Source organism: Nocardia tenerifensis NBRC 101015 (genome assembly GCF_000308715.1).
Lineage (GTDB): Bacteria > Actinomycetota > Actinomycetes > Mycobacteriales > Mycobacteriaceae > Nocardia > Nocardia tenerifensis.
On record NZ_BAGH01000385.1, the window covers coordinates 1 to 14035 of the forward strand.

Consider the following 14035-nt stretch of genomic DNA (forward strand, 5'->3'; position numbering starts at 1 on the left):
ATGCCCGCGGTGGTCAGCTGCTTGGCGAGCTTGCGCGCCTGATGCTTGGTGCGCATGAACAGGATTCGACGCCCGGATCCGGCGGCCAGCGTCTCCACCAGCACGCGCTTGGCCTCGACGCCACCGACCTCGAAGACGTGGTGGGTCATCGCGGGCACGGGCGAGTCGGCCGTGTCGACGGAGTGCGTCGCCGGGTCGCGCATGAACTGCTTGACCAGCTTGTTGACGCCGTTGTCCAGCGTCGCGGAGAACAGCAGCCGCTGCCCGCCGCTCGGCGTCGCCGCGAGGATGCGGGTCACCGCGGGCAGGAAGCCGAGGTCGGCCATGTGGTCGGCCTCGTCGAGGACGGTGATCCGCACGTCCTGCAGCGAGACGACGCGCTGGCGCATGAGGTCCTCGAGGCGGCCGGGGCAGGCGACGACGATGTCGACGCCCGCCGCGAAGGCCTTGGCCTGCCGGTGCTGGGAGACCCCGCCCATGATGGTCGTCACCGCGAGCCCGCTGGCCGTGGCCATCGGCTCGAGCGCGGCGGCGATCTGGGTCGCCAGCTCACGGGTCGGCGCGAGGATCAGGCCGCGGGGGCGACGGCCGAGCCTGCGCTCACCGGCCGCGAGGCGGTCGACCATGGGGATGGAGAAGGCCAGCGTCTTGCCGCTGCCCGTCTTGCCGCGCGCGAGCACGTCGCGGCCGGCCAGGGTGTCGGGCAGCGTGGCCGCCTGGATGGGGAACGGGGCGGTGATGCCGCTCGCTGTGAGGGCGCCGACCAGCTTCGCGCCGACGCCGAGGGCGGCGAAGGTCGTGGTGGCGGCAGGGCTCGAAGAATTGGTTGTCATAGGTGCGCGGTGTGCCTTCCAGGCATCGGGGGTGTACCCCAGCGCAGCGCAGGACGATGGTCCGTGCGTTCGGTGTTATGACACCCAGCTGAGGCGCCGACGCGAAAGGTAAGACATCCACGACGGATCGAGAGGGAGCGTGAAGATCAACACTCGCCTGGGGTAACCCTACCGCAACCCCGCGTATTCCTCGCCTTCGGACCGAGAGGTCGGTAGTGGGTTACGTCACGACCGCCGCGCGCCGCGAATGATCGGCGCCCGCACCCGCCACCCGAAAGCCGAGCTCGACGACAGCCGCCCTCCGCGAAAAGGGAGGGCGGCCAACGTGATTCGGTTACTCGCGCTCGAGCGCGCGCCTACGGACCCGGCGCGCCGCCGCGACCATATTGCGCAACGACGGCTCCAGCTGCCAGTAGTGCCGCGTCTTAAGCCCGCCGTCCGGATTGGCCCACAGGCGCTCCGGCGTGATGGCTTCCGCTGCGGCGGTGAGCAATTCGTCCAGCTCGTCGATGTCCGGGATGCGCGCCGAACGGCTCTCGTACACGCCGGGGCCGACGCCGTGGCTGAGCCGGTGCTCGGTGCCGCTGTCCGCCTGCAGCGCCTTGACCACCCAGTCGATCGAGCGGGTCGCCACGATCGCGGTGACGTCGCAGTCGAGCTCCTCGATCGCCTCGACCACCTCCGCGCGACCGGAATAGCCGATGTGCGTGTGGATCTGAGTCTCCGGCTTGACCCCCGAGGTGGCGAGCCGGAACGCGCCGACCGCCCAGCGCAGGTACTCCGCCCGGCCCTGCGGCCGCAGCGGCAGCATCTCCCGCAGCGCGGGCTCGTCGACCTGGATGATCGCGATGCCCGCCTTCTCCAGGTCGACCACCTCGTCGCGGATGGCGAGGGCCACCTGGTCCGCGGTCTCGTGCAGCGGCTGGTCCTGGCGCACGAACGAGCGGGCGAGCATGGTGACCGGCCCGGTGACCATGCCCTTGACCGGCTTGTCGGTCAGCGACTGCGCGTAGCTGATCCACTCCACCGACATCGGCGCGGGCCGCGACACGTCGCCGTAGAGGATCGGCGGCCGCACGCACCGCGATCCATACACCTGCACCCAGCCGAAGTGGGTGGTCGCGAAGCCGTCGAGCAGCTCGGCGAAGTACTGGATCATGTCGTTGCGCTCGTGCTCGCCGTGCACCAGCACGTCGAGGCCGATGTCCTCCTGCAGCCGGATCGTCGCCTCGATCTCGGCCTCGATCCGCTTCTTGTAGTCGTCGAAGGACAACCGGCCCTGGCCGAGCTCGTAGCGCGCCTGGCGGACCTTGCCGGTCTGCGGGAACGAGCCGAGCGTGGTCGTCGGCACCGGCGGCAGATTCAGCTTGGCCTGCTGGGCCTCCCGGCGCACCTCGTAGGGCTCGCGCGTGCGCATGTCCGGCGTGACCGCGTAAACCCGTTGGCGCACCGCGTGTTTCTGCTTGAAGTGCACCTCGGTCGGGCGCTTGCGCCAGCTCTCCGACGGACCGTCGGTGAGCGCCTTGGCCAGCGAAACCACCTCGCCCACCTTCTGTTTCGCAAAGGCGAGCCGGTCGGCCACGTTGCCGATGATGTCGTACTCGATGAGCAGGTCGTAGGGCACGTGCAGCAGCGTGGTCCCGGTCGAGACCACCAGGTCCGGACACACCTGCGCGAGCTGGTTCAGGTACTCCAGTGTGACGTGCCGGTCGGCCCGCCACACGTTCTGGCCGCTGATCACGCCCGCGTACAGGCGCTTGCGCCGGATGCCGGGGATCTCCGCGAGCTCCTCCGGGCGGATGCGGTAGCTGGCCAGGTCGAGCCCGATCGCCTCGACGTTGCTGGCCGCCAGAATCCGCAGCGCCTCACCGAAATCGCCGTACTGCCCGGTGACGAGCATGCGCGGACGCAGCGGCGCCTTCGACAGCCGCTGGTAGGCGGCCTCGAACGCCGCGAGCTCGGCGGGCGTGCGCTCGCTGGTGAACGCGGGCTCGTCCAGCTGCACGCAGGTGGAGCCGCGCTTGGCCAGGATCTCGAACAGCTGCTCATACGCGGGGAGCAGCTTGTCGAGCAGCTTCAGCGTGTCGAACTCGTCCTCGCCGGGCACCTGCCCCGCCTTGGAGAGCAGCAGCAGCGAGAGCGGGCCGAGCACCACCGGACGCAGCTCGATGCCGCGCTCCTTGGCCCGGTCGAACTCGTCGAGCAGCGCCTCGGGGTGCAGCGAGAACTCGGTGTCGGCATCCAGCTCGGGCTGGCGGTAGTGATAGTTGGTGCCGAAGAACCGGACCAGTTCCAGCGGCGGCAGATCGGGCCTGCCGCGCGCCATCAGGAAGTAGAAGTCCAGCGGGTCCATCTCGGTCCGGAACGGCTCGAACCGCTTGGGCACCGCGCCGAACAGCAGCGCGTTGTCGAGCACGTGGTCGTAGAAGGAGAAGGTGTTGCCGGGGACCTGGGTCAACCCGGTGGCGGCGAGTTCGCTGAACTGCCGTTCCTGAATGTCACGGCCCACCGCGAGCAACTCGTCGCGGGGAATCGCACCGCGCCAGTAGGCCTCGAGGGCCCGCTTGAGTTCTCGATGCGGCCCGATTCGCGGATAGCCGAGAATGCTCGAGCCGTAGCCGTCGGTCACGTTCACCATGAGCGCGCTGCTCCCTTCGATGGCTGCGCGGCGCCCACCGCGGTCAATGGACGCCGCACGCTATAGCGCCTGGGTTGAATCGAACGAGCTCAGGCCCGGTTGTACTGGTAGAACCCCGCGCCCGTCTTCTTACCGAGCAACCCGGCCTCGACCATACGCATGAGCAGCGGCGGAGCCGAGTACAGCGGCTCCTTGAACTCCTGGTACATCGAGTCGGCGATCGACTTGACCGTGTCGAGGCCGACCAGGTCGGTCAGCGCGAGCGGGCCCATCGGGTGCGCGCACCCGAGCACCATGGCCTTGTCGACGTCGTCCTTGGTGGCGAAGCCGGACTCGACCATGCGGATGGCCGAGAGCAGGTACGGCACCAGCAGCGCGTTGACCACGAAGCCGGAGCGGTCGGCCGAGCGCACGACCTGCTTGTCCAGCACGTCACCGGCGAACGCCTCGGCCCGCTTGGACACCGCCTCGCTGGTCTTCAGCGTGGTGACCAGCTCGACCAGCGGCAGCACCGGCACGGGGTTGAAGAAGTGCATGCCGACCACGCGCTCGGGCTGGGTGGTGGCCACGGCGATCTTCATGATCGGGATGGAGGACGTGTTCGAGGCGAGCACCGCCGCCGGGTCGGTGACGACCTTGTCCAGCTCGGCGAAGATGGCGGTCTTCACCTTCTCGTCCTCGAGCACCGCCTCGACCACCAGCTGGCGGTCGGCGAAGTCGTTGAGGTCGGAGGTGAACCGCAGGCGCCACGCGGCCTGCTCGCGCTCGCGCTCGGTGATCTTGCCGCTGCTGACGCCGCGGTCGAGCGAGCGGAGGATGCGGGCGCGTCCGGCGGCGGCCAGCTCCCTGGTCTGTTCGAAGACGAGCACGTCGACGTGCGCCCTGGCACACACCTCCGCGATGCCGGCGCCCATCTGTCCGGCGCCGATGACACCGACGCGTTGAATCTTCTCGCTGCTCACGTCCCGCTCCTGCTGTTTGTGTGGCTAAGTCGCTGGCTGGAAGGGGTTGCTCTGGTGTGAGCGGCCCTTCGATGGTCCAAGGTATAGGGATGCCCTCCCCACCGGGGCTGTTCAGTGGGGAGGGCAGTACACCCCTAGAGGGGGCTATCGGTGTTCACGTCGGGAACCTCATTCCCTTGGCGAATCACAAAGTGGCTCAGTGGAACTGGCCCTCTTCGGTCGAACCCTTCAGCGCGGCGGTGGAGGTGTTCGGGTCCACGGTGGTGGCGATGGTGTCGAAGTAGCCCGCGCCGACCTCACGCTGGTGCTTGATGGCGGTGAAGCCACGCTCGGCGGCGGCCTTGAACTCGCGCTCCTGCAGGTCGACGAAGGCGGTCATGCCCTCGCGGGCGTAGCCGTAGGCCAGGTCGAACATGCCGTAGTTGAGCGAGTGGAAGCCGGCCAGGGTGATGAACTGGAACTTGAAGCCCATCGCGCCGAGCTCACGCTGGAACTTCGCGATGGTCGCGTCGTCCAGGTGCGCCTTCCAGTTGAAGGACGGCGAGCAGTTGTAGGCCAGCAGCTGGTCCGGGAACTCGCCGCGGACGGCCTCGGCGAACTTGCGCGCGACCTCGAGGTCCGGCACGCCGGTCTCCATCCAGATCAGGTCGGCGTACGGGGCGTAGGCCTTGGCGCGCGCGATGCAGGGCTCGATGCCGTTCTTCACACCGAAGAAGCCCTCGGCGGTGCGGGTGCCGTCCAGGAACTCCCGGTCGCGCTCGTCCACGTCCGAGGTGATCAGGGTGGCGGCCTCGGCGTCGGTGCGGGCGATGATCACCGAGGGCACGTCGGCGACGTCGGCGGCCAGGCGCGCGGAGGTCAGGGTGCGGATGTGCTGCTGGGTGGGAATGAGCACCTTGCCACCGAGGTGGCCGCACTTCTTCTCCGAGGCCAGCTGGTCTTCCCAGTGCACGCCGGCGGCGCCGGCCGCGATCATGGCCTTCTGCAGCTCGTAGGCGTTCAGCGCGCCACCGAAGCCGGCCTCGGCGTCGGCGACGATCGGGGCGAGCCAGTTCTTGACCGAGTCGTCGCCCTCGACCTTGGCGATCTCGTCGGCGCGCAGCAGCGCGTTGTTGATGCGGCGCACGACCGACGGCACCGAGTTGGCCGGGTACAGCGACTGGTCCGGGTAGGTGTGGCCGGACAGGTTCGCGTCACCGGCGACCTGCCAACCGGACAGGTAGATGGCCTTCAGACCGGCGCGGACCTGCTGAACGGCCTGGTTGCCGGTGAGGGCGCCGAGGGAGTTGATGTAGTCCTCGTTGTTCACCAGATCCCAGAGGATCTCCGAACCGCGGCGAGCGAGGGTGGCCTCTTCGACGACCGTGCCCTGGAGCTTCGACACCTGCTCGGCGGTGTAGTTGCGGGTGACGCCCTTCCAGCGGGGGTTGGTGTCCCAGTCCTGCTGGATTTCCGCAGCGGTCTTCGGGGTGCCGGCGTTCGACATCTCTGACTCCACTTCCTCGTTTTAAGTCGATTGCCCCACGGCCGAGCGGTGAAACAGCTCAACTGCTGGAGCGGCAATTTGCAGGCTTGCTAGGCCCATGGGGTGTACTTCCACACGATTGCACAATGCGAAATGGCCGTCTACCTGTTGCAAATGTGAATCTCAGCTAGGTTTCGATCGCCGTTTGCTAACTCTGCGAAATTTGCGAGCTAATTGCAAAGGTGCAACCTACCGGCTGGTAGCTCTGACGTGCGGTTTTAGCGTAACGCTCGTACTGTTTGGGTTCGGCGCCCGATCGGCCGCCCGCCCGGCCGCGCATTCCTGGTTGTGAGGACGTTCACAAGTCCTGGCGGGTGCCGCCTGTGTGGCGCACGCCACCCAATCCCGGGCCTGCGGCGAGAGGTGGGGCAGACTGGGGCGAATTCGAACCTGGACATACGTCCTGCATCCCCGCGGGACGACCGCACACCCGGACAGGAGCCCCCATGCGCATACCGGTCATCGCCGCGGCGATCACCCTCGCCTGCGCCGCCGGCCTGCTGAACTCGCCCGTCGCGACCGCGACGCCGGTCGGCACGGTCGAGTCGGTCGCCCCGCTGTCGCCGGCCGCGACGCTGCCCGGCTCGGTGAACTCGGCCCGCATTCTGTACAGCTCGACCACGGCGGGCGACGCGCCGACGACCGCGAGCGCCGCCGTGTACTTCCCGCCCGGCCAGCCGCCCGAGGGCGGCTGGCCGGTCATCGCGTGGGCGCACGGCACCGTGGGCCTCGGCGACGGCTGCGCGTACAGCGTCGCCGGGCCGGGCGCGGTCGAGCGCGACTGGGCCTACCTCGGCACCTGGCTACAGCAGGGCTACGCGATCGTCGCCGCCGACTACGCCGGGCTCGGCACGCCGGGCGAGCATCCGTACCTGAACGGTGTCGTCGAGGCGCACAACGTGGTCGACGCCGTGCGGGCGGCGACCGGGTACTACCCGTCGCTGGCCGAGAAGTGGGTGGTGGTCGGGCAGTCCCAGGGCGGCGGCGCGGCCGTCTACACCGCGCGCTACGCCACCGAATTCGGCGGTCCGGACCTCGACTACCGCGGCGCGGTCGGCACCGGCGTGCCGGCCTACATCGAGGACGTGCTGACCCTGCTCGGCCCGAACGTGCCGCCGGTGAAGCTCAGCCCGCACACCACGGGCTACGCGCTCTACATCCTCAACGGGCTGCGCACGACCTACCCGGAGCTGAACATCGAGTCCTTCCTCACCGACGCGGGCCGGTCGTGGCTGGCGAAGGCACGCGAGGACTGCCTGGTTCCGCTGGGCGACGAGCTCGCGGCCGAGGGCGTCGTGCTGGGCAGCCTGTTCAGCAGGCCGCTGTCGCAGATCCCCGACCTGCACGGGCTGCTCACCCGCTACCTCGGGCTGCCCGAGACCGGCTACGACAAGCCGCTGTTCATGGGTCAGGGGCTGCGAGACACCGACGTCCTCACCCCCGAGACGCTGCGGTTCGCCGCCGTGCTGAAGGCGAACGGGCAGCCTGTCCAGTTGCACACCTATCCCGACGACCACAGCGGAACCGTGAACGCGTCACTGCCGGACTCGATCCCGTTCGTCCGCGACCTGTTCGCCTGATCCCCCCGAGCACGCGGCCGGTTCCCCGGCGACCGGCCGCGTGCGGGCCTCGGTCGGCGCGGGACTATCGGTCGCGTCGCGCGGGATGCGTTGCGCGCCAATGCTCGGCGATGTCTATGCGGCGGGTGATCCAGACCCGATCGTGGGATTGGACGTGGTCGAGGAAGCGTTCGAGGGCGGCGGTCCTGGCCGGGCGGCCGACGATCCGGCAGTGCAGGCCGACCGAGAGCATCTTCGGATTGCCTTCCGCGCCTTCGCGATACAGCACGTCGAAGGCGTCGCGCAGGTGCGTGAAGAACTGCTCGCCGGTGGGGAAGCCCGCGGGCGAGGCGAAGCGCATGTCGTTGGTGTCGAGGGTGTAGGGCACGACCAGGTGGTCGTGGCCGTGCACGGTGACCCAATAGGGCAGGTCGTCGGCGTAGGAGTCGGCGTCGTAGACGAAGCCGCCGTGCTCGACCACCAGCTCGCGGGTGTTCGGTGAGTCGCGGCCGGTGTACCAGCCCAGCGGCGCGGCGCCGGTGAGCTCGGTGAGCAGGCGCACCGCCTCGGCCATGTCCGCGCGCTCGGTGTCGCGGTCGGTCAGCTGATAGGACTTCCAGCGCAGGCCGTGGCAGGCCATCTCGTGGCCGAGTTCGCGAAAAGCGGCCACCGCCTCCGGGTTTCGTCGCAGCGCGTGCGCGACGGCGAAGATGGTCAGCGGCAGGCCGCGGCGCTCGAAGACGCGCAGCACCCGCCACAACCCCGCGCGGGAACCGTACTCGTAGAGCGACTCCATGCTCATGTGCCGGTTCGGGAACGCCCGCGCCGGCGTCATCTCCGAGAGGAACGTCTCCGAGTGCGGGTCGCCGTCGAGCACGTTGTTCTCGCCGCCCTCCTCGTAGTTGAGGACGAACTGCACGGCGATCCGCGCGCCGCCCGGCCACCGCGGGTCGGGCGGCGTCGGGCCGTACCCGACGAAATCGCGTGTCTCGCCGCTCATCCGCCCAGCTCTCCGTAGAGGCGCAGGCGGGCGAGGCCGCCGTCGGGGTAGATGTCCAGGCGCACCTCCTCCACCGAAGCGGCCACCGGCGCGATGGCGAACTGGTGCCTGGTGTCGGGCAGCAGCGCTGTGCGCGGGAGCAATTCGAGCTCGGTGCCGTCGTTGGTGCGACCGGTGAGCCGGGCGGCGGCGGGGCTGTTGCCGAGGAAGTAGGAGGTGTCGATCTCGGCGAGCCGGATGAGGCCGGGGCCGGCGAGGCGGATGCGCACCCAGTCGTTGCCGTCGTCGCGGCGGCGCGCGGTCTCCCAGCCGTCGCCCATCCGCCGGGCCAGGCCGGGGTAGAGCAACTGGTTCGGCGAGCTGTAGAAGCGATTGGAGCAATCGAGCACCAGCGCGCCGTTCTCCAGCGCCGCCAGGTCGAGCGGGCCGAGGCCGACCAGGCGCGGGTCGGGGCTGCCCTCGCCGTGCACCCGGAGCCGGGCCACGCCGCCGTCGGGGTGCATGGTGAGTTTGACGTGGGTCCAGCGCCGCTCGCTCGCGACGGCGAACGGATTCCGGCTGTCCCCGGCGACCGGGGCGCGGTCGATCAGCGTCACCCAATCCTCGCGCGCGGCAATGCTTTGCGCCGTGGGGTAGTCCTGCACCTCGAGCGCGGAGAGCGAGACCGCGGGCGGGTAGTTGCCCGTGAACCAGGCGGTGTCCACCACGACGCCCCGGATCACGCCGGGCACGCCGAGCCGCACGATGGCCGAGTCGTCGCCGGGTTCGCCGCGGTGCCTTCGCGTTTCCCAGCCGTCGTACACCTGGCCCTTGTGCCCGAACGTCGAGGGCCGATACTCGGCGGGGCCCGGGTTGATCAAATTCTCCTTCTCCGCGAAGAATTCGTCGTCGGCCCAGATCACCGAGCCGCCGAGGGGGCGGACCGCGAGGTCGGGCAGCAGGGTGAATTCGGGGTCGTTCACGACCTGGCCTCCTGAGGGATCGGCGAGCGGGTGACCAGCGCGCGCAACACCGCCGGTGACAGTTCGGGCGCGCGGGCGGCGAGCTCGTCCGCGGTGCGCGCGCCGCACTCGAGGCCGCGTAACACGGTGGCGGCCAAGGCTTCCGCGGTGGCCGGTTCGTCTATGACGCCGCCCGATCGGCGATCGAGATAGGCCCGCAAGCGCGGCACGGCGACGTCGATGGCCTGGCGGAAGAAGTCGTAGGTGGCCAGCCAGCGGGTGACCAGGTGGCCGGGGTGCATGTCCCAGCCCTGGTAGTAGCCGCGCCGCAGCGACCGGCCGACCAGCCGGTGATGATTGCGCAGCGCCGCCTCGGGCTCGGTGTCGGGCACGATCTGGGTGGAGCCGTCGCACACCCAGACTCCGGTCTGTGCGGCGGCGACCTGCATGACGTCCTTGGCGTAGTCTGCGGCGGGATGATCGAGGGCCTGGTCCGGCGCGGCGACGCCGCACGCGGCGGTGTAGTCGTAGGTGCCGAAATGCAGTGCGCTACAGCGTCCTTCGGCCGAGGCCAGCATGCGCGCGATCGGCGCGGTGCCGTCGGCGGCGACGATCGCCTGCGGGCTCTCGATCTGCAGCTCGAAGCGCAGCGTGCCCGGGGCGAGCCCGTAGCCGCTCTCCAGCCCCTCGCAGAGCGCGACGAGCGCCGGAACCTGTTCGGCCGCACGGATCTTGGGCACCGTGAAGACGAATCCCGGTGGCACGTCGACCATGGCGGCGAGCACCAGTTCGAGGGTGCGCACGGTGCGGTTGCGCTCGCCGACCGCGAGGCCCTTCGTCCGGATGCCGTAGCTCTGCGGGCGATACGGCGTGTACGCCCAGGTGGCGAGCACGGCTCCGGCCGCGCGCGCCGCCTCGTCCTCCTCGGCGTCGGCGCGGAATCCGTAGCCGTCCTCGAAGTCGATGCGCAGATCCTGGATCGGGTCCCGCTCGAGCCGCTTGCGCACGTCGGGCAGCGATCCGGTCGAGTCGAGCTCGGCGAGCAGGTCGTGGTGGCGGTCGAGCAGCTCGATCGCCGCGGCGCCCCACGCGGGCGGGGTGTCCTCGCGGATGCGGTCGGCCGGGACGTAGGCGGTGTGGATCGGCTGCGCCCGCCCGTCCGGTCCCGGATAGCGCGTGCGCAGCTCGGCGTCGACGGTGTCGAGCATGGCGTCGATCCGCGCCCGGACGTGCTCCGGGAGCCGCGTCCGAGCCGGCTCGCTCGCGGCCCCTCCGTGATCAGGCAAGGTGGTTCCTCCGCTTCTGCCGCCGACGCTGGTTCAGCGCCGGCCTTGTTCCCGCATGGCCCGCCGGATCCGCCTCGGCCATCATCGGCCACCGATCCGGGCGCACCCCGACAGCATCCCGTATCGCGTTGGCCAGTGCCGGAGCGACCGGGTCGGCGTCGCCTCTTCGACACGCCAGCGCCACCGCGCCCCCCCACTCGACAACCGGTCGGCCACCGGATTAGTCTCCATCGCGGCTCGCTCTGTGTGACATTTCCCACGCCTACGCGGGTCATCCCTGACTGATGCGCGCCATCGACGGCCCCCGCCGTCGACGGCCATGTCCCGACGCGGAGGGTCCACCGATAAACGCCAACCAGCGGGCGGCGACCGCCGACGAGGAGTTGCCGGCGCTCCGCTGCACGAACCCGCCGTCCTCCCGGCGGATGACGACGGACGACGGCATCCTCGCCGGCCGGCTGCCCCGGCTGCTGCCCGACGACGAGCTCGTCCAGCTGGCCGCCGGACTCACCGCGATCCCCTCGTTCACCGGGCAGGAGACGCAGCTGGCGTTCCATGTCCGGAACACCCTCGCGCGCAACGACATCCACTCCTACCACCAGGAGGTGCAGCCGGGCAGGTTACAGACCGTCGCGCGTTTAGGCCCGGACCGCGGCACCCCGGCGCTGCTGTTGCACGGCCATCTCGACATGGACCCGCCGAGCCGCGACCACCCCGGCGAGCCGTTCACCGCCCGCCGCGACGGCGACCGGCTCTACGGCGCCGGCCTGCACGACATGAAGGGCGGCTTGGCGGCGATTCTCGGCGCGGCGATCATGGTGCGCCGCAGCGGGATCGCGCTGCACCGGCCGCTGTTGCTCGCGTTCGTCGTCGGCGAGTTACAGGGCGGGGTCGGCACCCGGCACGCGCTGCGCAGCGGGCTCACCGCCGACGCGGCCGTTGTCCCCGAACCGTATTCGGTCCGCCGGGTGATCACCCGCACGGCGGACGCGCTCGAGTTCGCCGAGCCGCACCATGCCGGCACGGCATCGGACCGCGCCCGTTCGGCTTTCCCGGACACGCGGATCGTCTTGGAGCACCCGCTAGATCCGCAGCTCCGCGTCGGCGGCACCGATATGCCGCCGACGGATATGCCCGCCGACCGCTCGGTGGCGCGCGACATCGCCGAATTGCTGCCCGTGGTCTCGGATTTCCGCGTCGAGGAGACCGGGATCGCGCTGCCGTACTCCTCCTGCGGCAACGACACCGCCCACCTGAGCCGGGCGGGCATCGAGTGCTGTCTGTTCGGTCCGCGCGGGGATGCCCCCGGCACCGAACATCACGTGCTGATCAGTGAAATGCGTGCCTGCGCAGATACTCTCGCGCTGCTCGCCGCCCGCCGCTGCGGGTGAAGCACCGGCCGCGGGGCCGTAGGCCCGCAGGCACCCGCGCGCGAGCCGCAACACGGGTGGAAGCGCAGGCCGACCTCGGCCGCCGCCGCTATCTCGGCACCGAGCGAATCCCGGCCCAGACGTCACCGCGTCCAGGCCGGCCCCGCCTCCGGTGCGTCGGCGCGCCGCACGGTCGCGTGGATGAGGCCGTACGGGCGATCGGCGGCGTAGTACACCTCGCCGTGGTTCTCGAGGCCGAAGCGGTCCAGGTCGTAGTCGAAGTGGTGGTTGTTCGGCGCGGCCAGCCGGATCTCGGCCAGCACCGGATACGCCGTCAGCGCGGCCTTGCCCATCTCGAACAGGGTCTGCTGCAACGCCTTCGAGTGGTGGGTCGCGAACGTCTCGACCAGCCGAGCCCGGACACCGGCGTGCACCTCGTCCCAGTCGATGCCGGTGACGCCCGCGAAACGCCACCGCGCGACCAGGGTGGTGGCCAGCATCCGGTCGTTCGTCGGGGCGAGCACGGTGTATTCGTCGGTCAGGAAGTCGGCGAACTCCGAACCGGTCGACTTCAGGATCGTCAGGTCCTTCAGCCCGCCGATCACCCAGGCCTGCCGATCGGTTCCCGCGCCCGCCACCGTGACCGCCGCCGTGCGGACCTCGGGGCCCTGCCGGACCCACGTGTGGTCGTGTTCGCGGCCGTCGACCGAGACCCGTTGCCAGGCATACTCGTCGACCTCGACCCTGGCGCTCGCGACCGGCTCGATCTCGTCCACGAAATGCCCGGCCAACGCCAGCGCGTAGTCCTCGATGCGTTGCAGCCCAGGGTCTTTCGCGTAGGCGAAGGCGGTCTGCTTCTGCGTGTCCGTCGGCAGCACCCTGCGCTGATCCCCGGCGACGTAGGCGTCGGCGAAGTCGCCGCGCAGCACGGTGGACACGTTCACGTCGCGGATCTCATGGCGCGCGTGCCTGCGCCAGATTCGGACCATCCGGTTCTCGGACTTGCCGTATCGATGGTCGGACAGCACGATCGGCCCGGACAGTTCCATGCTCGGTTCAGCTCCCTCGATAGGTGGAGAAGGCGAAGGGCGACAGCAACAACGGGACGTGGTAGTGCCGCTCCTCGGTGACGACGAACGCCACGCAGACCTCGGGGTAGAAGGTGTCGATTCGTTGTCCGGCGAAGTAGGCGCCGGTGACGAACACCAGCCGGTAGACGCCGGGTGAGAGCGCGTCGCCCAGCGCGCCGATCCGGCCGTCCGCGTCGGTCGTGCCCGAATCGAGCAGCGACGCTTCGTGATACAGCTTCACCGCGACGCCTTGCGCGGGCACGCCGCGCACCGCGTCGAGCACGTGCGTGCTCAATGTGCTCATCGGGCGCCCGCCAGCAACGCCCGCAACCGGATTCGATTGATCTTCGCCAATTCCTCTCGCATGACCCGCCTTTCGGTGTAGTAGTCGTTGCCGAGTCGCTGTTCGAGGATCGCGAGCAGCTCCTCGCCCGATCTTCCGCTCGCGCACACCAGATAGATGTGCCCGAACCGCGCCTCGTAGGCCCGGTTCCCGTCCGCGAGCGCCGACCGTACCGCCTCCCCGGCCGCCGCGACCCCGGCTTGCTCACGGGCCGACGCCGGGGTGCCGGCTCGCTCGCCGATCCGGGGATGCCCGGCGAGCGCCCGATCGATCTCGGCCTCGGGCAGCTCGGCGAGCGCGGCGTCGGCGGCGTCCAGCAGCGCCTCGACGCTCGGGTACGGCCGCCGCGCGACGAGCGCCCGCGCCCACTCGGGCGAAGAGCAACACGCGAGCAAGGCCTCGGTGGCCGCGTCGTCGGACATCGCGTCGAACCTCGCGAGACCCGGGCCGTCGTCTGTCATCCGAACAGCATCGAGGACGACCCGCCCGGCCGCCACCGGAGAGCGAT

At 70.0% G+C, this 14035-nt stretch carries 12 protein-coding genes; 2 read left to right on the forward strand and 10 right to left on the reverse strand.

Going from position 1 to position 14035, the window contains the following annotated elements; all coding sequences use genetic code 11:
• The 4 genes from ON39_RS30595 to aceA form a co-directional block, all read right to left on the reverse strand.
• The coding region (locus ON39_RS30595; protein ID WP_040739496.1) for a DEAD/DEAH box helicase at positions 1-833 on the reverse strand (833 nt) is incomplete at its 3' end.
• Positions 834-1167: 334 nt separating this feature from the next.
• A complete protein-coding gene (metE, locus tag ON39_RS30600; protein WP_040739497.1) occupies positions 1168-3471 on the reverse strand; it encodes a 5-methyltetrahydropteroyltriglutamate--homocysteine S-methyltransferase in 2304 nt (767 codons plus the stop codon).
• Positions 3472-3560: 89 nt separating this feature from the next.
• Positions 3561-4433, reverse strand: coding sequence for a 3-hydroxybutyryl-CoA dehydrogenase (locus ON39_RS30605; protein WP_040739498.1), 873 nt, complete (start codon positions 4431-4433; stop codon positions 3561-3563).
• 196 nt (positions 4434-4629) lie between these two features.
• A complete protein-coding gene (gene aceA / locus ON39_RS30610) occupies positions 4630-5919 on the reverse strand; it encodes an isocitrate lyase (protein WP_040739499.1) in 1290 nt (429 codons plus the stop codon).
• 485 nt (positions 5920-6404) lie between these two features.
• Here aceA and ON39_RS30615 point away from each other — a divergent pair, with 485 nt between their 5' ends.
• A complete protein-coding gene (locus ON39_RS30615; protein ID WP_040739500.1) occupies positions 6405-7538 on the forward strand; it encodes an alpha/beta hydrolase in 1134 nt (377 codons plus the stop codon).
• Between the two features lie 64 nt (positions 7539-7602).
• Here the strand turns inward: ON39_RS30615 and puuE are convergent, their stop codons facing one another.
• From puuE to ON39_RS30630, 3 genes are read right to left on the reverse strand one after another with little or no spacing between them, the layout of a single operon-like run.
• Positions 7603-8517, reverse strand: a complete 915-nt coding sequence (gene puuE / locus ON39_RS30620; protein WP_040739501.1) for an allantoinase PuuE — start codon at positions 8515-8517, stop codon at positions 7603-7605.
• The gene (gene alc / locus ON39_RS30625; protein ID WP_040739502.1) at positions 8514-9479 is read right to left on the reverse strand and encodes an allantoicase; all 966 of its coding nucleotides are present in this window, start codon (positions 9477-9479) and stop codon (positions 8514-8516) included. The genes puuE and alc overlap by 4 nt, the downstream gene beginning before the upstream one ends.
• Positions 9476-10666 carry a DUF6986 family protein gene (locus tag ON39_RS30630; protein ID WP_040739503.1) on the reverse strand — a complete coding sequence of 397 codons (1191 nt, stop codon included), beginning with the start codon at positions 10664-10666 and terminating at the stop codon, positions 9476-9478. Before ON39_RS30630 ends, alc begins: the two co-directional genes overlap by 4 nt.
• 503 nt (positions 10667-11169) lie before the next feature.
• Here ON39_RS30630 and ON39_RS46245 point away from each other — a divergent pair.
• A complete protein-coding gene (locus ON39_RS46245) occupies positions 11170-12135 on the forward strand; it encodes a M20/M25/M40 family metallo-hydrolase (RefSeq protein WP_051187351.1) in 966 nt (321 codons plus the stop codon).
• A gap of 122 nt (positions 12136-12257) precedes the next feature.
• Here ON39_RS46245 and pucL read toward each other — a convergent pair whose 3' ends face one another.
• From pucL to uraD, 3 genes are read right to left on the reverse strand one after another with little or no spacing between them, the layout of a single operon-like run.
• The gene (gene pucL, locus ON39_RS30640) at positions 12258-13163 is read right to left on the reverse strand and encodes a factor-independent urate hydroxylase (protein WP_040739504.1); all 906 of its coding nucleotides are present in this window, start codon (positions 13161-13163) and stop codon (positions 12258-12260) included.
• Between the two features lie 7 nt (positions 13164-13170).
• On the reverse strand, positions 13171-13488 hold the full coding sequence (uraH, locus tag ON39_RS30645) for a hydroxyisourate hydrolase (protein WP_040739505.1): 318 nt from the start codon (positions 13486-13488) through the stop codon (positions 13171-13173).
• Entirely contained in the window at positions 13485-13988 is a 504-nt protein-coding gene (uraD, locus tag ON39_RS30650; RefSeq protein WP_040739506.1) for a 2-oxo-4-hydroxy-4-carboxy-5-ureidoimidazoline decarboxylase, read from the reverse strand. Before uraD ends, uraH begins: the two co-directional genes overlap by 4 nt.
• Positions 13989-14035 lie beyond the last annotated feature (47 nt).